This window comes from Streptomyces sp. NRRL F-6492, assembly GCF_001280125.1.
Taxonomy (GTDB): Bacteria; Actinomycetota; Actinomycetes; order Streptomycetales; family Streptomycetaceae; genus Streptomyces.
In genome coordinates, this window is record NZ_LGEG01000241.1 from 18947 (window position 1) to 39242 (window position 20296).

Below are 20296 nucleotides of genomic sequence, written 5' to 3' on the forward strand. Positions count from 1 at the left end.
TCCTCCTTCGGGGGCGGGTCCGGGCTGTTGGCCGGTGGGTGCCGGGTCGGTGGGCGGCGGGTCGGGCGAGTTCGGTTCGCGCCTCTCCCGGGTCCTTTCCCGGCGTGTTCCCTAGGCACGCAGGCGCAGGCCTCTCGGGGTGGCCAGGAAGCCCGCCGCCTCCAGGGGGCGGGCCAGCGGGGAGGTCAGGGCCGGGACGCCGTTGAGCCGTTCCACCGTGACCGTGCCCAGGGAGCCCGCCCGGGCGGACGCGGCCAGGGCCTCGGCCGCCGCCGTCAGGGCGGGGTCGTCCGGATCGTCCGGCCAGGACAGGAGCGTCTTGCCGCCGCGCTCCATGTAGAGCGTCAGCTCGCCGTCGACCAGGACCACCATCGCGCCCGCCTTGCGCCCCGGTTTGTGCCCGGCGCCGGTCGGCGGCTCGGGCCAGGACAGGGCGGCACCGTACGCGTTCGCCGGATCGGCCGCCGCGAGGACGAGGGCGCGCGGGCCGGCCGCCGCCTCGACGCCCCGGTCGCGCGCGGTCGCCGCGGCCCGCAGCCGGTCCACCGCGCCGTCCATCGCGAACTGGGCCGCGCCCAGGCCCTCCACGACGTAGCCCCGGCGGGCCTGGCCGCTGTCCTCGAAGGCGGCCAGGATCCGGTACACGGCCGAGAAGCCGCCCTCCACGCCCTCGGCGGCCACCGCGCCCCGGGTGACCACGCCGTGCCGGTCCAGGAGGGTGCGGGCCAGGGCGTGCGCCCGGTGCGTCGGCTCCGGCTCGGGCGGCGGCAGCAGCGACCAGCGGCCGGAGACCGTGGGCGGGCCCGTACGGGACACGGGTCGGGCGGACGCGGTCAGGGTGCCGTACCGGCCGCGGGGGACCGTGCGGCGCGCGCGGTGCGCGGTCGAACCGGCCGTGCGGCCCGAGCCGAGCAGCGCGCGCAGCGGGGCGAGGGTGTCGTTGGTGAGCCGCCCCGACCAGGCCAGGTCCCAGAGCGCGTCGGCCAGCTGCGGGTCGGTGGCGTCCGGGTGGGTGGTCGCCCGGACCTGGTCGGCGATCTGACGGAAGAACAGGCCGTACCCGCCGGAGAGGGCGGTGAGCAGCGAGTCGTGCAGCGCGGACAGCTCCAGCGGGTGCGGCGGGGGCAGGAGCAGCGGGGCCGCGTCCGCGAGGTGGAGCGAGACCCAGCCGTCCTTGCCGGGCAGCGAGCCCGCGCCGGCCCACAGCACCTCGCCGGTGGTCGTCAGCTCGTCCAGCATCGCCGGGGAGTAGTCCCGGACCCGGGACGGCAGGATCAGCTTCTCCAGGGCGGAGGCCGGGACGGGCGCGCCCTGGAGCTGCTCGACCGCCCGGGCCAGGCCGTCGATGCCGCGCAGGCTGTTGCTCCCCAGGTGCTGCCACTGGGGCAGGAAGGTGGCGAGGGCCGCCGGGGGCACCGGTTCCAGCTCGTGGCGCAGGGCTGCCAGGGAACGCCGGCGCAGCCGGCGCAGGACGGTGGCGTCGCACCACTCCTGGCCGATGCCTGAGGGGTGGAACTCGCCCTGGACGACCCGGCCGGACGCGGCGAGCCGCTGGAGGGCGCCGTCGGTGACGGCCGTGCCCAGGCCGAAGCGCTCGGCGGGGTGGGAGGAGGTGAACGGGCCGTGCGTGCGCGCGTACCGGGCGAGGAGGTCGCCCAGCGGGTCCTTGACCGGTTCGGTGAAGGCCTCGGGGACGCCGACCGGCAGGGCCGTGCCCAGGGCGTCCCTGAGTCGGCCCGTGTCCTCGATCGCCGCCCAGTGCTCCCGGCCCCCGATCCGCACCCGGATCGCACGGCGGGCCGCTTCGAGCTCGCCCGCCCAGTCCGCCTCGGCGCCGCGCTCGGCCAGCTCGGCGCCGGTGAGCGGGCCCAGGACCCGCAGCAGGTCGGCGACGCCCTCCACGTCCTTGATCCGCCGGTCCTCCGTCAGCCACTGGAGCTCCCGCTCCAGCTCCGTCAGGACGTCCGCGTCGAGGAGCTCGCGCAGCTCCGCCCGGCCCAGCAGCTCGGCGAGCAGCCGGGAGTCCAGGGAGAGCGCGGCGGCCCGCCGCTCCGCGAGCGGCGAGTCGCCCTCGTACAGGAACTGCGCCACGTACCCGAAGAGCAGCGAGCGGGCGAACGGGGACGGCTCGGGGGTGGTGACCTCGACGAGGCGGACCCGGCGGGCCTCGATGTCGCCCATCAGCTCCGTCAGGCCGGGGAGGTCGAAGACGTCCTGGAGGCACTCGCGGACGGCCTCCAGGACGATGGGGAACGAGCCGAACTCGCTCGCCACCTGGAGGAGCTGGGACGCGCGCTGCCGCTGCTGCCAGAGCGGGGTGCGCTTGCCCGGGTTCCGCTTCGGCAGCAGCAGGGCGCGGGCGGCGCACTCGCGGAAGCGGGAGGCGAACAGCGCGGAGCCGCCCACCTGGTCGGTGACGACCTGCTCGATCTCGCCCTTGTCGAAGAGGGCGTCGGCCGCGCCGACGGGCGCCTTGTCCGCGTCGTGCACCGCGTCCGCGTGCCGGCCCGGGTCGACCGGTTCGTGGTCGAGGAGGTCCAGGCCCATGTCCAGGCCCATCAGATCGGCGTCCGGGAGGCGCAGCACGATCCCGTCGTCCGCGTGCATCACCTGCGCGTCCATGCCGTACCGCTCGGCGAGCCGGGCGCCGAGCGCCAGCGCCCACGGGGCGTGCACCTGCGCCCCGAACGGGGAGTGGATGACGACCCGCCAGTCCCCGAGCTCGTCCCGGAAGCGCTCGACCAGGATCGTCCGGTCGTCCGGCACGTGGCCACAGGCCTCGCGCTGCTCCCGGAGGTAGGCGAGGACGTTCTCGGCGGCCCACGCGTCGAGCCCGGCGGCGAGCAGCCGCAGCCGCGCGTCCTCGTCCCCGAGGGCGCCGACCTCGCGGAGGAACGCGCCCACCGCCCGGCCCAGTTCGAGCGGACGGCCCAGCTGGTCGCCCTTCCAGAACGGCAGCCGGCCCGGCGCGCCGGGCGCGGGGGTGACCAGGACCCGGTCCCGGGTGATGTCCTCGATCCGCCACGAGGTGGTGCCGAGCGTGAACACGTCGCCCACCCGCGACTCGTACACCATCTCCTCGTCGAGCTCCCCGACCCGGCCCCCGCCCTTCTTGGGGTCCGAGCCCGCCAGGAACACGCCGAACAGGCCCCGGTCGGGGATCGTGCCGCCCGAGGTGACGGCGAGCCGCTGCGCGCCCGGCCGGCCCGTGACCGTCCCGGCCACCCGGTCCCAGACCACGCGCGGGCGCAGCTCGGCGAAGGCGTCCGAGGGGTAGCGGCCCGCCAGCATGTCGAGGACGCCCGTGAACGCGGACTCGGGCAGCGAGGCGAACGGCGCCGCCCGGCGCACCACCGCGAGCAGGTCGTCCACCTGCCAGGTGTCGAGCGCGACCATCGCGACCAGCTGCTGCGCGAGCACGTCCAGCGGGTTGGCGGGGATCCGCAGGGACTCGATGGCCCCCGACCGCATCCGCTCGGTGACCACGGCCGCCTGCACCAGGTCGCCCCGGTACTTGGGGAAGACCACGCCCGTGGACACCGCGCCGACCTGGTGGCCGGCGCGGCCCACCCGCTGGAGCCCGGAGGCCACCGAGGGCGGCGACTCGACCTGCACGACCAGGTCCACCGCGCCCATGTCGATGCCCAGCTCCAGGCTGGAGGTGGCCACCACGGCGGGCAGCCGGCCCGCCTTCAGATCCTCCTCGACCTGGGCGCGCTGCTCCTTGGACACCGAGCCGTGGTGGGCCCGGGCGAGCAGCGGCGGGGCGCCCTGGGCCGCCCCCGACTGGGCCATGACCTCGGCCGGGGGAGCCCCCTCGGGCAGGGGCTCGCCGGTCGCCCGCTCGTACGCGATCTCGTTGAGCCGGTTGCACAGGCGCTCGGCCAGGCGGCGGGAGTTGGCGAAGACGATCGTGGAGCGGTGGGACTGCACGAGGTCGGCGATCCGCTCCTCCACGTGCGGCCAGATCGACGGCCTGTCGTCGCCCTTGCCCTCGGAGGCCGGGGAGCCGCCCAGCTCGCCCAGGTCTTCGACGGGGACGACGACGGAGAGGTCGAACTCCTTGCCCGACGGCGGCTGCACGATCTCCACGGCGCGCCCCGGCGACAGGTAGCGGGCCACCTCGTCGACCGGCCGGACCGTGGCCGACAGGCCGATCCTGCGCGCGGGCCGCGGCAGGAGGCCGTCGAGCCGCTCCAGGGAGAGCGCCAGGTGGGCGCCCCGCTTCGTGCCCGCGACCGCGTGGACCTCGTCCAGGATGACCGTCTCCACGCCTTCGAGGGCTTCGCGGGCGGCGGAGGTCAGCATCAGGAACAGCGACTCGGGGGTGGTGATCAGGATGTCCGGCGGTCTGGTCGCGAGCGTCCGGCGCTCGGCGGCCGGGGTGTCGCCGGAGCGGATCCCGACCCGGATGTCCGGCTCGGGCAGCCCGAGCCGCACCGACTCCTGGCGGATGCCGGTCAGGGGGGAGCGCAGGTTCCGCTCGACGTCCACCGCGAGCGCCTTCAGCGGGGACACGTACAGCACGCGGCAGCGCTTCCTCGGCTCGGCGGGCGGGGGCGAGGACGCCAGCCGGTCCAGGGAGGCGAGGAAGGCCGCCAGCGTCTTGCCCGAGCCGGTCGGGGCGACGACCAGCACGTCGGAGCCCGCCCCGATGGCGTTCCAGGCGCCCTCCTGCGCCGCCGTGGGCGCGGTGAAGGCCCCGGTGAACCAACCACGGGTCGCGGGGGAGAACGAGTCGAGCGCGGACCTGACCATGCCCCCCATCGTGCACCCGGCCACTGACAACCGCCCGGACCTGTGGAAAACCGCTTGGCCAGCGCGGCGGCCCGTCCCTCTTCGGGGTGAAGGCCCTTCTGCCTCCGGAGCGGTGACCGGTCCGCCTCCGGAGCGGTGACCCCGGTCTGCCTCCGGAGCGGTGACCGGTCCGCCTCCGACGCGGAGGGCTGCCTTCCCCGGCGTGGCGGCCGGCCTTCCCCGGGCGCGGGCCGGAGCGGCGGTCCCCTCCGCCCCTGGCGCAGAATGGAGGCATGGCGAGTGGGGAGCGGGCACGGTACTGGCAGTACCCCGAGCTGCCCGGGGTCGACCTGCTGCACGCCCACTACGTCCGCAAGGCCTTCGCCCGCCACACCCACGAGACCTTCGTCTTCGCCGCGATCACCGAGGGCGTCGAGGCCTTCCACCACCACGACGAGCTGGTCCACGCCGGGCCCGGCCAGATCGCCCTGGTCAACCCCGACACCCCGCACACCGGACACGCGGGGGTCCCCGAGGGCTGGACCTACCGCACGATCTACCCCGACGCGGAGATCGTCCGGTCGATCGCCGCCGACACCCTCGCCCTGCGGGGCTCGGTCGGCTTCACCTCGCCCGTCGTCGACGACCCGTACGCCGCACGGCTCGTCGTCGGCGTCCACCGGGCGGCCGAGGAGGGCAACGCCCTCGCCGCCGACAGCCTGCTCCGGCTCGTCACGGCCCGGCTGCTGCGCAGCCACGGCGGCCCGGTCACCCCGCTCCCGACCCGCTCGGCGGGCGCCCGGAACGCGGTACGCGCGCGTGAGGTCCTGGAGGAACGGATGGCCGAGCCGCCGACCCTGGAGCGCCTCGCCGCCGAGCTGGACGCCAGCCCCTTCGCCCTGCTCCGGTCCTTCCGCGAGACGTACGGGATGCCGCCGCACACCTGGCTCACCGACGCGCGCGTACGCCGGGCCCGGCAGCTGCTCGACGCCGGTGTGCCCCCGGCGGAGGCGGCCGCCGTCGTCGGCTTCACCGACCAGTCGCACCTCAACCGGCACTTCACCCGCAGCGTGGGGGTGCCGCCGGGTGCCTACCAGCGCGCGCGTGGCGGGGGAAAAGCGCCGAGACCCGGCGGACCCGGCCGGCCCGTCTGATCCGGCCGGCCCGTCTGATCCGGCGGGCCCGGCGCAGGGGTCCGGCGCAAGAACGTACAAGACCCGGTGGTCCCGGCCGCCGTAGCGTCCCTCACGTGGCAGAACAGACAGCACCTCCCGTGATACCCGACGACACCCCGGCCAAGCCCGACGCCGCCGTCGTCCGCGACGCGCTCGGCGTCGGCGTCGCCGTCGGGCTCTCCGGCTTCGCCTTCGGCGTGACCTCGGCGGGCTCCGGACTCAGCCTCCTCCAGACCTGCGTCCTCAGCCTGCTCGTCTTCACCGGCGCCTCGCAGTTCGCCCTGGTCGGCGCGCTCGCCGCGGGCGGCAACCCCTTCACGGCCGCCGCCGGAGCGTTCTTCCTGGGCACCCGCAACGCCTTCTACGGGCTGCGGCTCTCCCAGCTCCTCGCCCTGCCGAAGGCCGTCAGGCCCCTCGCCGCGCACTGGGTGATCGACGAGACCGCGGCGGTCGCGCTCGCCCAGCCGTCCCGCCGGGCCGCCCGCATCGGCTTCACCGCCACCGGGCTCACGCTGTACGTCCTGTGGAACGCGACCACGCTCCTCGGGGCCCTCGGCGCCGAGGCGATCGGGGACACCGCCGCCTGGGGGCTCGACGCGGCCGGGCCCGCCGTCTTCCTCGCCCTGCTCGCCCCCATGCTCAAGTCCGCGACCGAGCGGGCCACCGCCGGTCTCGCCGTCCTGCTCGGCCTCGGCCTGCTGCCCGTGCTCCCCGCCGGAGTGCCGGTCCTCGCGGCCGCCCTCGCCGCCCCCGCGGTGCTCTGGGCGCAGGGGCGGCGCACCGCGCCCACGACCGGTCCCACGAACGGATCCACGACCGGACGAGAGAAGGACTCCCGATGAACGTCTGGATCGCGATCGCCCTCACCGTCGCCGGGTGCTACCTGGTCAAGCTCGTCGGCCTGCTCGTCCCCGCCGGAGCCCTGGAACGCCCGCTCGTCCAGCGGCTCTCGGCGCTGCTCCCCGTCGCCCTGCTCGCCGCGCTCACCGCTCAGCAGACGTTCAGCACGGGCGGCGACCTCGTCCTGGACGCCCGGGCCGCCGGACTCGCCGCGGCCGCCGTCGCGCTCGTCCTGCGGGCGCCGTTCCTGGTCGTCGTGGGCGCGGCCGTCGCCGTCACGGCGGGGGTACGGGCCCTGGGCTGGTGAGACCGGCCCCGTCACCGGCCCCGTCACCGGCCCGTACATCCGGCCTCCTCAACCGACGGGGCGGCCGTGCGCGCGGAGGGTGCGCAGGGCCTCGACGGTGACGATCGGGCGCCACTCCAGGGCCGAGCCGGGGGCCCAGGCGCGCCAGCGGATCGGCCAGCCGCCGTCCTCCTCCTGGTCGGCCGCGAGCCGGTCGAGCGAGCGGGCCGTCTCCTCCTCCGTGAACCAGCGCGCGGCCAGCGAGTCCGGTACGCGCGCGTAGTCGTGCGGGAAGTGGTGCTCACCGGGCGCGTACCCGTCCGCCACCGGCCAGTCCTCCGGCCGGTCCGGGTCGAGGACGGCCAGTCCCTGCTCCCGGACGAGCCGGCCGAGGCGGTCGGCGGCCGCCTCCGCGCGCGGACGGTCCGGGGCCCCGTCGAGGAAGGCGACGGCGGCCTGGACCTCGTACGGGTGGGACTTCTCCAGGGACTCCACGGCCGACCAGCAGAACTCGGTGGCCCGGAACAGCCACGCGTGCCACACCTGGTTGCGGTGGAGCACCCCGACCACCGGGCCGGTCGAGAGCAGTGCGCTCGGCGGGGAGTCGACGACCGGGACGAACGGCGCCGAGGGGTAGGCGCGCTGGGAGGGGTGGATCGCGGGGAGGGCCCCGTCGTGCGTGGACACCGCCGTGAGATAGCGGCAGATCCGCTCGATCCCCGGTCCGCCGCAGCGGCCGACGGAGTCCAGGACCCGCAACGCGTGCGCGGTGTGCAGCGGCTGGCTGACGGGTCCGCGCAGATCCGGTTCGAGCGCGTGACCGTAACCGCCGTCCTCGTTGAGGTACGCCGTGAGCGCCGTCTCGACCCGATCCGCGCCGCCGCGCTGGAAGTGGTAGGCGAACCGGCGCTGTTCGAGGACGCGGGCCGTCAGCCAGACGAAACGCTCGGCGCGGGCCAGGGGGGTCGAGGACGCGGAGGGGAGGGGGTTTTCGGCCATGCTCCGACCGTAGGGCGGAAAGCCGCGCTGACAAGACCCGCGGAGCGGGCTGCACTCTTCGGAGCGGGATACTGGAGGCATGCGGTTGACGATTTTCTGGGAACGAATGTCCGACCACTTCGGTGTGTCGTACGCCGAGTCCTTCGCGAGCGATCACGTGATGGCGGAACTCGGGGGCCGGACCGTACGGGAGGCGCTGGACGCCGGCTGGGAGGCGAAGGACGTGTGGCGCGCCGTCTGCGCCGCCGTCGACGTGCCCGCCGACAAGCGCTGACCGGTCGCCGGACGGGCCGGTCGACCGACCGGGCGGCGGACCGGCGGACAAGACCGTCGGGCGGGCCGCCGGGCGGGGGCGTCGACGGCATGCGCGGGGGCCCCGGGGGAATGTCCGCGCGGTGCGCGAGACTGGCGTGGTGGCCCCGACTGACGACAGCGACGACACCGACAAGACCCACGACACCGACGAGACCCACGGCGGCGACAGGAGCCGTGGCGCCGAGGAGCCCCGCGGCCCCGGTGGGATCACCGGCGCGCCCGGCGGTACCGGCAGGACCGGGTCGACCGACGCGGCCGTTTCCCCGGCTCCGGCCCCGTCCCCGGCCCCGACCGCCGGGGCCGGCGGAGGCGTCGCCTTGGACGCGCCCTCCGCCCGGAAGTCCGTGCCCCCGGGGGGTGTCGCGCGGATGCCTCCCTGGCTGCCCCGCGCGCTCGTCCTGGCCCTCGCGCTCTACTCCTGCTTCCTGCTGGGCAACTGGGCCTTCCACCAGCTCGTCGGCCTCCTCGTCAACATCCTCCTGGCCTTCTTCCTGGCCCTCGCCATCGAACCGGCGGTCGGGCGCATGGCGGCGCGCGGGATGCGCCGGGGCCTCGCCACCTTCCTCGTCTTCCTGGCCGTCCTCGTCTTCGGCGTCGGTTTCGTCGTCCTCCTGGGATCGATGCTCGCCGGGCAGATCGTCGACATGGTCGAGAACTTCCCCCAGTACCTCGACTCGCTGATCAAATGGATCAACGACAGCTTCCACACGGACCTGTCGCGGGTGGAGGTCCAGGACAGCCTGCTCAAGTCCGACTGGCTGCAGAGGTACGTGCAGAACAGCGCGTCCGGCGTCCTCGACGTCTCCGCCACCGTCCTCGGCGGCCTGTTCCGGCTGCTCACGATCTTCCTGTTCTCGTTCTACTTCGCGGCCGACGGTCCCCGGCTGCGGCGCGCGCTCTGCTCCGTCCTGCCGCCCGCCCGGCAGGCGGAGGTGCTGCGGGCGTGGGAGATCGCGGTCGACAAGACCGGCGGCTATCTGTATTCGCGCGGTCTGATGGCCCTCATCTCGGGCGTCGCGCACTTCGTGCTCTTCGAGATCCTGGACGTGCCGTACGCCCCGGCGCTCGCCGTGTGGGTCGGCCTGGTCTCGCAGTTCATCCCGACCATCGGCACCTATCTGGCGGGCGCCCTGCCGATGCTGATCGCCTTCACCGTCAACCCCTGGTACGCGGTGTGGGTGCTCGGCTTCGTCGTGGTCTACCAGCAGTTCGAGAACTACGTCCTCCAGCCGAAGCTCACCTCGAAGACCGTGGACATCCACCCGGCGGTGGCCTTCGGCTCGGTCATCGCGGGCACGGCGCTGCTCGGGGCCGTCGGCGCGCTGATCGCGATCCCGGCCATCGCCACCCTCCAGGCCTTCCTCGGCGCCTACGTGAAGCGGTACGACGTGACGGACGACCCGCGCGTCCACGGCCACCGCAGGTACGGCGAGGCGGTCGTCGCCCGGCTGCAGAAGGCCCTGCACCACAAGAAGGAGTCCGCACCGGAGGAGTGAGGGGCCTCGGGGGCACCAGGGGGCTCAGAGGTACGAGGGGCGGGTGACCCGGTGCCGGAAGGCGTACCAGGTCCAGGCCTGGACGGCCACGAGCAGCGGGGTGACGACGAGGAGGGCGGGCACGAGCAGGGCGAGGGTGGCGGGGTCGGCCGCCCGGTCGGCCAGCGGCAGCGCGGTCCCCGCCCAGAGCGGCAGCCAGGCCAGCAGGGCACCGGTGAGTGCGAAGGACTGCCACGGGTGCCCGGTCCGGCCGACGAGCCGGCGGGCCCGCTCGTACGGCGGTCCCGTGAGCCGCAGCGCGGCGAAGCCGAGGCCGTGCGCGGCGAACAGCGCGGCCACGGCGAGGGCGGTGAGGGCCGCCGTGGGGCCGGTCGCCGGAGCGTACGGCCGCCCGGTGAGCAGGGCGGCGAGCAGCCACCCCCAGGAGAGCGCGACGGTCCAGCTCCCGCAGGCCACGGCGGCGTCGCAGCCGGCGCGCCAGCGCGGTCCGGCGCCCCGGCCGCGCGACCAGAGGCCCGTGTCGCGCACGACCCAGCCGGCGAGCAGGGCCACGACGACCGGGAGCTGACCGCTCAGGAGGTCCCCTTCGAGGGCGGGGAAGCAGCCGACGAGCACCCCGGCGGTGGCGACCAGCCAGACCTCGTTGCCCAGGAAGAAGGGGGCGAAGGAGGCGAGGACGAGCCGCCGCTCGCGGTCGTTCCGGCCGAGCCAGGGGGCGAGCATGCCGGTGCCGACGTCCGTCCCGGCGAGGACGAACCAGCCCGCGGTGAAGAAGGCGAGCAGGGCGATGGCCGGGGTCTCCACGGGGACTCCTCGTCGAAGATGGGCGGAGGCGGAAGCGGGCGGATGCGGAACCGGGCGGAGCCGAAGGCGGGCAGAAGACGGCGGGGCTCAGTAGCGCGGGGCCGGCAGCGCGTCGGCCGGGTCGGCCGTCCCGCCCGGCCCGTCGTCGGAATCCGGGCGCTCGTCGTGGCCGAGGCCGGATTCGACGGGGCCGAGGCGGGCGTGCCGGGCGAGGAGCCGGGCGTTGAGGACGGCGAGCAGGACGAAGAGCGTGGTGAAGACGGTGAGCGAGAAGCGCATGGAGCCGGGGGAGAGGTCCGAGACCGCGTCCTCCGTCGTGAGGAGCCCGTACACCACCCACGGCTGCCGGCCCGCCTCCCGGAACACCCAGCCGCTGATCATCGCGAGGTACGGCAGCGGCACGGCCGCCATCAGGACGACGTGCCAGAGCCGGAACCGGAAGACGGCCTTCTTGAAGCAGGCCAGGATCACCCCGGCGAAGCACAGGTACATCATCAGGGCGAAGCAGAGGAGCATCACCAGGCCGCCGCCCCGGGTCCACGCCTCCGAGGGCACGTAGTCGCCCGGACCGAAACGTTCCGTCATCTCCGCCTGGAGACGCGCGATCTCGGCCGCCTTTCCGCCGAAGACCGCCGACTTCATCGGCTGGAAGGTGGCGAGGGCCCCGAGCTGGAGGCCGCCGAAGACGGCCGTCGCCATCAGCGCGGGCGCCGACAGGAACACCCCGATGCGCAGGCCGCGGCCGAAGAACTCCCCCTCGGGGCCGCGGCGGAAGAGGTGGTACGCGCTCACTCCGGCCATGAAGAACCCGGCGGTGAGCAGCGCCCCCGCCACGACGTGACCGAGGGCGAGGAGGGCGGAGGGGTTGGTGAGGACGGCGACCGGGTCGTCGAGCACGAGTCCGCCGTCCTCGGCGGAGCCGTACCCCACGGGGTGGTTGAGGAAGCCGTTGGAGACGAGGATCCAGTACGCCGACAGGTAGGCGGTCAGGACGACGATCCAGATCGCGGCCAGGTGGGCCCAGCGGTTGATCCGGTGCCGACCGAAGATCCACAGGCCGAGGAAGGTCGACTCGACGAAGAACGCCACGACCGTCTCGACGGCGAGCGAGGCCCCCAGGACGTTTCCCGCCTCGTGCGTGAGCCCGCTCCACGCCATGCCGAACTGGAACTCCATCACGAGACCGGTGACGATCCCGACCGCGTAGTTGATCACGTACAGCCGGCCCCAGAAGCGCACCATGCGCGCGTGGACCGGGTTCCGGCCGAACGTCGCCCGCGTCTGGAGCACCGCCACGACCGGCGCGAGGCCGAGGGTGAGGGCGACGAAGAGGAAGTGGCCGCCGGCGGTGAGGGCGAACTGCAGCCGCGCTAGATCGAGTACGTCCTGGTTCACCCGTTCAGCGTCGGCGTACGGCCGGGGGCCGGGCGTCACCCCGGGGTGGACACCGGACGTACCCCGGTGGTCGCGCCGGTCCACGCGCGCGTACCCCGTGGGTTGCTCCCGTCGGAGCCCGTCCCCTAGGGGGACGTCAGGCCAGCCAGCCCGGCGTGATCATCCCGGACTCGTACGCCAGGATCACCAGCTGCGCCCGGTCCCGTACGGCCAGCTTGGTCATGATGCGGCTGACGTGGGTCTTGGCGGTGGCGGGGGAGAGGACCAGACGGCCGGCGATCTCGTCGTTGGAGAGTCCCGCGCCCACCAGGCCGAGGACCTCGCGCTCCCGCTCGGTGAGGGCGTTCAGCCGGGGACCCGGGTCCGGCCGGTCGGACCGCCCGGCGAACTCGGCGATCAGCCGGCGGGTCACGGCCGGGGAGATGAGGGCGTCGCCGCGCGCCACGACCCGCACCGCGTGCAGCAGCTCCATCGGCTCGGTGTCCTTGACGAGGAAGCCCGAGGCGCCGGCGCGCAGCGCCCCGTACACGTGGTCGTCCGCGTCGAAGGTGGTCAGGATGACCACCCGGACCCCTTCCAGCCGCTCGTCGGCGGTGATGCGGCGGGTGGCTTCGAGGCCGTCGAGCACCGGCATGCGGATGTCCATCAGGACCACGTCCGGGCGCAGTTCGCGGGCGAGGCCGATCGCCCGCTCCCCGTCGCCGGCCTCTCCGACGACCTCGATGTCCTCCTCGTCGGAGAGGATCGACCGGAAACCGGCCCGGACCAGGGTCTGGTCGTCGGCCAGCACGACACGGATCATCGGGCGCCCTCCTGGGAGCTTTCCTCGGGTGCGGCACGGGTCATCGGGTGTCCTCCCGAGGGCTTTCCCCGGACGTGGGCACGGCGTACGGCAGCCGGGCGTCCACCAGGAAACCGCCGCCCTCCCCATTCTCGGCGGTCAGCTCGCCGCCGAGCGCGCGGGCCCGCTCGGCCATGCCCCGGATGCCGCTGCCCGGCGGCCGGCCCTCCGGCGCGCCCCCGCCGTCGTCCGCGATCCGCAGCCGCACCGCGTCCGGGCCCCAGTCGAGGCCGATGTCCACGGTCCTCGCGCCCGCGTGGCGGGCGATGTTCGTCAGCGACTCCTGCACGATCCGGTACGCGGCGAGGTCGACGGGCGGCGGCAGCGGCACGGGGGCACCCGTGACGTCCGTACGGACGTCGAGACCGGCGCTCCGGGCCCGCCCGGCGAGGTCGCCGAGGAGCGCGAGACACGAGGAGGCCGGGGTCGTCGGGGTGGCCTCGCCGGCCCGGCGCAGCACCCCGAGGGTCGCCCGCAGCTCGCGCAGCGCGTCCTTGCTGGTGGCCTTCACCGCCTCCAGGGCCTCGGTCGCGGTGGCGAGTCCGGCCTCGGGGGTCGGTTTCTTGCCGAGCCGGTGCAGCGCGGCTCCGGACTGCACGTTGACCAGCGAGATGCTGTGGCCGAGGACGTCGTGGACCTCGCGGGCGATCCGCAGCCGTTCCTCGGTGGCGCTCTGCCGGGCCCGGGCCTCCTGCTCCCGCTCGGCGGCCAGCGCCCGCTGCTCCGCCTCGTGGAGGTAGGCGGCCCGGGTGCGCTGGGCCCGGCCCACCGCGACCAGGCTGATCAGCCAGCCGGCCAGCATGGCGAGCGAGGTGTCGTCGATCTGCCGGTGCCCGGGCCGCTGCCGGATCTCGCCCGCGCCGACCGCGAGCAGGGTGACGGCGGCGAGCGCGACGGCGGCGGCGAAGCGCCCCTCGGCGGCGGTCGTGTAGAGCGCGAGTGCGAAGGTGATCATGAGCGGGCCGTCCTGGGCGGACAGCGGGTAGTAGACGGCGCAGGCGAGCAGCGTGACGACGGCGACGGCGACCGGCTGCCGCCGCCGGAAGTACAGGGCCCCGCAGCCGGCCAGGACGAGCGCCCACCCGAGTACCGCTCGGAGCGCGGGCTCGCCCGTGTGGCGCGCCGCGACGAGCGTCCAGACCGCCACGACGAGCAGGACGGCGCCCGCCACGAGGGCGTCGGCGGCACGCGGTGACGGACGGCCGCCGCCGGGGGCGCGGAGGGGGAGGGGCATGCGTCGAAGGATAGGGCGGAGGACGGGCCCCGAGAGTAATCGTTTCGTTGGCTAGTAAAGGAAGTGAGTAGGGTGAGGGTGGGTGGGGCACGGCCCACGGGTCCGCTCGCCCGCCGGTCGGTCGATGGTGAGGGAAGGCGGAGGTCCGATGACGGACGGCACGTTTCTGCGGTACGTCGCGCTGGGGGACAGCCAGACGGAGGGCGTCGGTGACGGCGACGACACCGGCGGCCTGCGCGGCTGGGCGGACCGGCTCGCCGAACTGCTCGCCCACGACCGCCCGGGCACGCTCTACGCCAACCTGGCCGTGCGGGGCCGTCTCGCCGGACAGGTGCGCGCCGAACAGCTCGCCCCCGCCCTCGCGCTCCGCCCGGACCTCGCCACGGTCGTCGCCGGCTTCAACGATTTGCTGCGGCCCCGTTTCGACCTGGACGCGACGGCCGGGCACCTGGAGGAGATGTTCGCCGCGCTGACCGGGCAGGGCGCGCGCGTGGCGACCCTCACCTTCCCCGACGTCGGTCGCATCACCCCGCTGGCCCGGCCGCTCGGCCCGCGCGTCCAGGCCCTCAACGCGCGCATCCGCGAGGCCTCGGCCCGGCACGGCGTCATCGCCGTCGAGACCGGCCACCACCCGGTCGTCACCGACCCCCGGCTGTGGAGTGCCGACCGGCTGCACGCCGGTCCGCTGGGCCACGCGCGCATCGCCGCCGCCGTCGCCCAGGCCCTCGGCCTGCCCGGCACCGACGACTCCTGGACCCACCCGCTGCCGCCGCCGGACCTTCCCCTCCCCGTGGGACTCCGTGCCGAACTGCGCTGGGCCGGTGGCTTCCTGGGGCCCTGGCTGGGCCGTCGGCTGCGCGGCCGGTCGTCCGGCGACGACCGCGCGGCCAAGCGCCCGGAGCTGCTGCCGGTGGTGCGGGGGTGAGGGTGCCTCGCGTACGGTGACCGCCGTCCCGGCCGAGGAGAGGTGCGCGGCCTGACGGGTGACGGCGGGCGCGGGGAACGGCCGCACGGGCTCGCCCGGGTGGTCGCCGAGCGGTTCGGGCACGGCCCGTTCCGGATCGAGCGCGGGACCGACGGCGCGGAGCGGTTGACGTGGGCCGACGGGCCGACCGCCGAGCAGGTGGAGGCGGCGGTCCGGGAGACCGCTCCTGAACGGGGAGAGGGGTCGCCTCACTGTCTGCGCCGGGCCGATCCGCGACCTGGTGACGACGGTGGGCCTCGCGTGGTTCCTGGAACGCGTACGGGCCCCGCTCGCCCCGGCCGGACTCCTGACGGCCCGTTACGCCGCCACCCGCGCGCACCCGGCGTGGAGGTACCGCCTGACGCCGGTGCCCGTGCCGGTGCTGGTCCGGGCGGTCCTCGAGGACCGGCGGGCCGGCCCCGAAGTTCTCGCCGCGGCACTCGCCCCCGTGTCGGAGCCCGGATCGTCGTACGACGGCGACGGCACCGCTGCCGCCGCTGCCGGGTCGAGAGAGCGTCTCCGCGGGTTCAGAGCGTGAGGACGGGACGGACCGAGAGGCCGTCGACGAGGTCCTCGCCGTCCGGGCCGTACACGAACTCGGCCATGGAGGGATCGCGGTGGGCGGTGGCCAGGGGGAGCCACGCCAGCAGGGTCCCGTAGCCGCCGCACACCGACTCGCCGCCGTCCCCGCCGTACACCGCGGTGGGGTCGCTCGTCAGCTCCATGTCGTACGTGTCGTGGGCGATGCGCGGGCCGAAGGCGCTCGGCAGGCGGTGCGGGCCGGTGTCGTCCCCGTAGGGGATCCGGTCGAGGGGGCACTCGTCGCCCCACCGGAACAGCGTGCGGGCGCCGGCCCCGCAGGCGTGCTCCCACTCGTCCGGGTCCGGCATCCGCAGACCGCGCGCCGCGAGCGCGGCGGGCACGGCGGCGGGCGGCTCCGACAGGGGCTCGCTGTCCACGGCCATGAGGACCGTGGACAGCGTGACCTCGCGGCGGGGACTGAGCACGCGCGCGAGGTGGGCCCGCAGATCGGGACCGCAACCGAAGCCCTGCTCCGCGCTCTCCGCGTAGTCGGCGGTCTGCCCGGGCGTCGGCCGCCAGGCGTCGACGTCGAGACCGAGGGTCACGGGGCCGCCGGGTATCAGGGCGAACTCCCGGCCGTCCCGCTCCACGCGGGCGCGGTGCAGCGGGGCGCCGAGGTGCTCGACCGTGTCGACGGCGGTCACCCGCCCGCCCACCCGGTGCGCGGCCTCCCGGGCGAGGAGGCGTGCTGCGGGCAGGTCGAAGGAGCGCCACTGGTGGAGGGTGAGACCGGAGAGGGACATGCTCCGCAGGGTGGCACGGGGGTCTGACAGCGCTCGGGGCGGTGCACGGGGGCGGGGTGGTGGACGAGGGGCGCCCTCTCCCTTCGGCGCCGGATCGGACCCCGGCCTTCCCTCGGTGCCGGATCGGACCCCTGCCTTCCCTCAGTGCCGGATCGGGCCCCCGACCGGGACCGGAGCGACGTGGCCGGTCGGCGGGAGGGACCGTGCGAGGGCCGGGCCGACGTCGACCAGGGACGACCGACGCGGGCCGGCGACGGCGGGGAGCGGGATCCAGACCGATTCCGCGGTCTCGTCGCCCGGCTCGGGGCGGAGGCGGCCGGCGGTGAGGCGGATCCGGTAGAAGACGCCCACGTTCTGGTGCTCGACGCCGGCGCGGGCCTCGGCGGCGGGGATCGTCCGCGAGTCCACCCCGAGCAGGCGCTCGACCACCGCCTTGCGGCCGGTCTCCTCGGCGACCTCCCGGACCACCGCGTCGAACGGGTCCTCCCCGTGCTCCACCCCGCCGCCCGGGAGCGTCCAGGTGGATTCGCCCTCCGGCGACACGTGACGGGCGAGCAGCACCCGCCCGTCCTCGACGCACACGGCGTACGCCGCCAAGCGGAAACTCATCCCTCTGCCTCCCGGGGAGCCGGACGCGGCCACCGCGGGGCCCCGGGCGCGGTGGCCGGGGTCCGCGTGGCGCGCTTGACACTAAAATCGAACATCCATTCGGATGGAGATCCGGCCCTCGGAATCGCGGGGTTGTCGCGGAGTTGTCCACAGGTCGGGCGGGACGCCGGGGCCCATTGTCAGTGGCAGGGGTTAGCGTCTTTCACATGAAGCGATCGACTCAAGCAAACCGGGTGGAACCCATGGCAGGAACCGACCGCGAGAAGGCGCTCGACGCCGCACTCGCACAGATTGAACGCCAATTCGGCAAGGGCGCCGTGATGCGCATGGGCGACCGCACCCAGGAGCCGATCGAGGTGATCCCCACCGGCTCGACCGCCCTGGACGTCGCTCTCGGCGTCGGCGGTCTGCCGCGCGGCCGCGTCGTGGAGGTCTACGGACCGGAGTCCTCCGGCAAGACGACCCTGACCCTGCACGCCGTCGCCAACGCGCAGAAGGCCGGCGGCCAGGTCGCCTTCGTCGACGCCGAGCACGCCCTCGACCCCGAGTACGCCAAGAAGCTCGGCGTCGACATCGACAACCTCATCCTGTCCCAGCCGGACAACGGCGAGCAGGCCCTCGAGATCGTCGACATGCTGGTCCGCTCCGGCGCCCTCGACCTGATCGTCATCGACTCCGTCGCCGCGCTCGTCCCGCGTGCGGAGATCGAGGGCGAGATGGGCGACTCGCACGTGGGTCTCCAGGCCCGTCTGATGAGCCAGGCCCTCCGGAAGATCACCAGCGCGCTCAACCAGTCCAAGACCACCGCGATCTTCATCAACCAGCTCCGCGAGAAGATCGGCGTGATGTTCGGCTCGCCGGAGACCACGACCGGTGGCCGCGCCCTCAAGTTCTACGCCTCGGTGCGCCTCGACATCCGCCGCATCGAGACCCTCAAGGACGGCACGGACGCGGTGGGCAACCGCACCCGCGTCAAGGTCGTCAAGAACAAGGTCGCGCCCCCCTTCAAGCAGGCGGAGTTCGACATCCTCTACGGCCAGGGCATCAGCCGCGAGGGCGGCCTGATCGACATGGGCGTCGAGCACGGCTTCGTCCGCAAGGCGGGTGCCTGGTACACCTACGAGGGCGACCAGCTCGGCCAGGGCAAGGAGAACGCCCGCAACTTCCTGAAGGACAACCCCGACCTCGCCAACGAGATCGAGAAGAAGATCAAGGAGAAGCTGGGCGTCGGCGTCCGTCCCGAGGCCCCGTCGGCCGAGCCGGGCGCGGACGCGGCCGCCACGGACCCGGCCGGTGCGGACGACGACGCCAAGAGCGTCCCGGCCCCCGCGACCAAGACCGCGAAGGCGACCAAGGCCACCGCGGTCAAGAGCTGAACCGGTGACCGGTCGCACCGAATGGCCGGGTGACAGCCCCGACTCGTCGAGGGCCGAGAAGGAGCTGTCACCCCAGGATCCGGCTGAGCGGGCGCGCGCGATCTGCCTGCGCCTGCTCACCGGGACCCCCCGCACGCGCAAGCAGCTCGCCGACGCGCTGCGCAAGCGGGAGATCCCCGACGAGGTGGCGGAAGAGGTCCTCTCCCGCTTCGAGGACGTCGGGCTCATCGACGACGCCGCCTTCGCCGGGGCCTGGGTGGAGTCCCGCCACCACGGCCGGGGCCTCGCCCGCCGCGCCCTCGCCCGGGAGCTGCGCACCAAGGGCGTCGAGCCCACCCTCATCCAGGAGGCGGTGGACCAGCTCGACTCCGAGCGGGAGGAGGCCACGGCGCGCGAACTCGTGGCCCGCAAGCTGCGCGCCACCCGCGGCCTGGAGCGCGACCGGCGGCTGCGGCGGCTCGCCGGCATGCTCGCCCGCAAGGGGTACCCCGAGGGCATGGCCCTCCGCGTCGTCCGTCAGGCGCTGGAGGCGGAGGGCGAGGACACGGACGGGCTGGACGAGTCCTTCTGACACGGGGGGCTCGGAGGTCTTCCGACTCGGGAGCTTCTGGCCCGGAAGTCTTCTGGCCCGGAAGTCTTCTGGCACGGGGAATCTCTGTGACGGGGAGTCTCTGTGACGGGAGAGCTTCTGTGACAGGAGAGCCGCCTGTGACGGGAGGCGGAAGGGTCCGTCCGGTTCGGGCGGCAGGACCGTGGAGGGGCTCGGCCCGCCGCGTCAGCCCCGAGCCGCCGGAAGGAGGACCGGGAGACCGGCGGCCTTCCAGGCCTGGAAGCCGCCGATGAGGTCGGTCGCCCGGTGCAGGCCCAGGCGGCGCAGGGACTCGGCCGCGAGGGACGAGGCGTAGCCCTCGTTGCAGAGGACCACCACCCGCAGGTCGTGGCTGTCGGCCTCCGCCGCGCGGTGGCTGCCCAGGGGGTCCAGCCGCCATTCCAGCTCGTTGCGCTCCACGATCAGGGCGCCCGGGATCAGCCCGTCCCGTTCCCGCAGGGCCGCGTAGCGCGTGTCCACCAGGAGCGCGTCACCCGCCTCGTACGCCTCGTGGGCGGCCCGGGGCTCGATCCGGTCGAGGCCCGACCTGACCTGCTCCAGAAGCTCGTCGATGCCCACCCGCTCCGCCACCCGCTCCACCCCTTCCACCCGCTCCACCCCTTCCACCCGCTCCACCCGGTCCTCTCGCTCCTCGCCGCTCACTGCCAGTCCTCCGGCCGCTCGACCTGTTCGAGCCGGAGCACCGCGCCCGTCCGGCTGAAGCGCCGGATCAGCGGGAGCGGCGGATAGTAGGCGTGCACCGACACCGCGTGGGTGTCCGGGGACTCGTTGAGCACCTCGTGCACGTGGTGGCGGCCGAAGGCCCGGCCCACGCCCTCCTCCAGACGCCGGGAGCGGTCGACCCCGTCGGCCAGTTCCAGGGTCTTCCAGCCGCTCGCCGGCAGCCGGGCCGCGAGCGCGTGCTCGGTCAGCGTCCCGCGCGCGGTCGCGAAGGCGCCCTGCGACTCGGCGTGGTCGTGCCAGCCGGTCCCGGTGCCGGGCGGCCAGCCGATGAGCCAGGCCTCGCTGCCGCCGGGGCCGTCGAGCCGTACCCAGGTACGGCCCTCGGGGTCGAGCGGCAGGGAGGCGATCAGTTCCCGGTCGGCGGCCGTGCGCCGGACGAAGTCGAGCAGCTCGGTCGCCGTCGGGGCGGCCGGAGCGTCCTGAGCGGGCGGGGCGTCCTGAGCGGACGAAGCCGACGGGGCCGGGGCGGTGGGTGGAAGCGGGGCGGCGTACTGGGACACGGGTGACCGTCCTGGGGTTCGCGAAGAGCGCGCGACGGCACACGGCACACACGGACCCGCGTCGGCG

Annotated in this window: 18 protein-coding genes; 8 read left to right on the top strand and 10 right to left on the bottom strand. The window is 74.7% G+C overall.

Features of this window, described 5'->3' with window-relative positions:
• Positions 1-111: 111 nt before the first annotated feature.
• Complete coding sequence (locus ADL08_RS25485; protein WP_053646878.1) at positions 112-4758, bottom strand: DEAD/DEAH box helicase; 4647 nt, start codon at positions 4756-4758, stop codon at positions 112-114.
• A 272-nt stretch (positions 4759-5030) separates the two neighbouring features.
• Between ADL08_RS25485 and ADL08_RS25490 the strand changes: the two genes are divergently transcribed.
• The 3 genes from ADL08_RS25490 to ADL08_RS25500 all read left to right on the top strand — a co-directional run bounded on the left by ADL08_RS25490 (position 5031) and on the right by ADL08_RS25500 (position 7059).
• Positions 5031-5891: an AraC family transcriptional regulator gene (locus ADL08_RS25490; protein ID WP_053646880.1), complete on the top strand. Its 861-nt coding sequence runs from the start codon at positions 5031-5033 to the stop codon at positions 5889-5891.
• Positions 5892-5986: 95 nt separating this feature from the next.
• Positions 5987-6754: an AzlC family ABC transporter permease gene (locus ADL08_RS25495; protein ID WP_053646882.1), complete on the top strand. Its 768-nt coding sequence runs from the start codon at positions 5987-5989 to the stop codon at positions 6752-6754.
• A complete protein-coding gene (locus ADL08_RS25500) occupies positions 6751-7059 on the top strand; it encodes an AzlD domain-containing protein (RefSeq protein WP_053646884.1) in 309 nt (102 codons plus the stop codon). The genes ADL08_RS25495 and ADL08_RS25500 overlap by 4 nt, the downstream gene beginning before the upstream one ends.
• A gap of 48 nt (positions 7060-7107) precedes the next feature.
• On the opposite strand, the gene ADL08_RS25505 is transcribed toward ADL08_RS25500, so the two are convergent.
• A complete protein-coding gene (locus tag ADL08_RS25505; protein WP_053646886.1) occupies positions 7108-8037 on the bottom strand; it encodes a hypothetical protein in 930 nt (309 codons plus the stop codon).
• Positions 8038-8116: 79 nt separating this feature from the next.
• Between ADL08_RS25505 and ADL08_RS25510 the strand changes: the two genes are divergently transcribed.
• Positions 8117-8311: a DUF3046 domain-containing protein gene (locus ADL08_RS25510; protein ID WP_053646888.1), complete on the top strand. Its 195-nt coding sequence runs from the start codon at positions 8117-8119 to the stop codon at positions 8309-8311.
• Positions 8312-8669: 358 nt separating this feature from the next.
• Entirely contained in the window at positions 8670-9848 is a 1179-nt protein-coding gene (locus ADL08_RS25515; RefSeq protein ID WP_234352247.1) for an AI-2E family transporter, read from the top strand.
• A gap of 24 nt (positions 9849-9872) precedes the next feature.
• Here the strand turns inward: ADL08_RS25515 and ADL08_RS25520 are convergent, their stop codons facing one another.
• The 4 genes from ADL08_RS25520 to ADL08_RS25535 form a co-directional block, all read right to left on the bottom strand.
• Entirely contained in the window at positions 9873-10652 is a 780-nt protein-coding gene (locus ADL08_RS25520; RefSeq protein ID WP_053646890.1) for a cytochrome d ubiquinol oxidase subunit II, read from the bottom strand.
• Positions 10653-10739: 87 nt separating this feature from the next.
• Entirely contained in the window at positions 10740-12047 is a 1308-nt protein-coding gene (locus tag ADL08_RS25525) for a cytochrome ubiquinol oxidase subunit I (protein WP_053646956.1), read from the bottom strand.
• Between the two features lie 136 nt (positions 12048-12183).
• Positions 12184-12849, bottom strand: coding sequence for a response regulator (locus ADL08_RS25530; protein ID WP_053646892.1), 666 nt, complete (start codon positions 12847-12849; stop codon positions 12184-12186).
• A gap of 40 nt (positions 12850-12889) precedes the next feature.
• Positions 12890-14122 (bottom strand): sensor histidine kinase, encoded by a 1233-nt coding sequence (locus tag ADL08_RS25535; RefSeq protein WP_053646894.1) that lies wholly within the window; start codon positions 14120-14122, stop codon positions 12890-12892.
• Between the two features lie 148 nt (positions 14123-14270).
• Between ADL08_RS25535 and ADL08_RS25540 the strand changes: the two genes are divergently transcribed.
• The gene (locus ADL08_RS25540; RefSeq protein ID WP_053646896.1) at positions 14271-15047 is read left to right on the top strand and encodes an SGNH/GDSL hydrolase family protein; all 777 of its coding nucleotides are present in this window, start codon (positions 14271-14273) and stop codon (positions 15045-15047) included.
• 566 nt (positions 15048-15613) lie between these two features.
• Here the strand turns inward: ADL08_RS25540 and ADL08_RS25550 are convergent.
• Positions 15614-16411, bottom strand: a complete 798-nt coding sequence (locus ADL08_RS25550) for a hypothetical protein (protein WP_053646901.1) — start codon at positions 16409-16411, stop codon at positions 15614-15616.
• A 141-nt stretch (positions 16412-16552) separates the two neighbouring features.
• Positions 16553-17020, bottom strand: a complete 468-nt coding sequence (locus ADL08_RS25555; protein WP_053646903.1) for an NUDIX hydrolase — start codon at positions 17018-17020, stop codon at positions 16553-16555.
• Between the two features lie 242 nt (positions 17021-17262).
• On the opposite strand from ADL08_RS25555, the gene recA reads away from it, so the two are divergent.
• Both recA and recX read left to right on the top strand, forming a co-directional pair.
• Complete coding sequence (gene recA, locus ADL08_RS25560) at positions 17263-18396, top strand: recombinase RecA (protein ID WP_053646905.1); 1134 nt, start codon at positions 17263-17265, stop codon at positions 18394-18396.
• A 4-nt stretch (positions 18397-18400) separates the two neighbouring features.
• Positions 18401-18967 (top strand): recombination regulator RecX, encoded by a 567-nt coding sequence (recX, locus tag ADL08_RS25565; RefSeq protein WP_053646907.1) that lies wholly within the window; start codon positions 18401-18403, stop codon positions 18965-18967.
• Between the two features lie 204 nt (positions 18968-19171).
• On the opposite strand, the gene ADL08_RS25570 is transcribed toward recX, so the two are convergent.
• A complete protein-coding gene (locus tag ADL08_RS25570) occupies positions 19172-19594 on the bottom strand; it encodes a rhodanese-like domain-containing protein (protein ID WP_053646958.1) in 423 nt (140 codons plus the stop codon).
• Between the two features lie 50 nt (positions 19595-19644).
• The gene (locus ADL08_RS25575; protein ID WP_053646909.1) at positions 19645-20229 is read right to left on the bottom strand and encodes a cysteine dioxygenase; all 585 of its coding nucleotides are present in this window, start codon (positions 20227-20229) and stop codon (positions 19645-19647) included.
• Positions 20230-20296 lie beyond the last annotated feature (67 nt).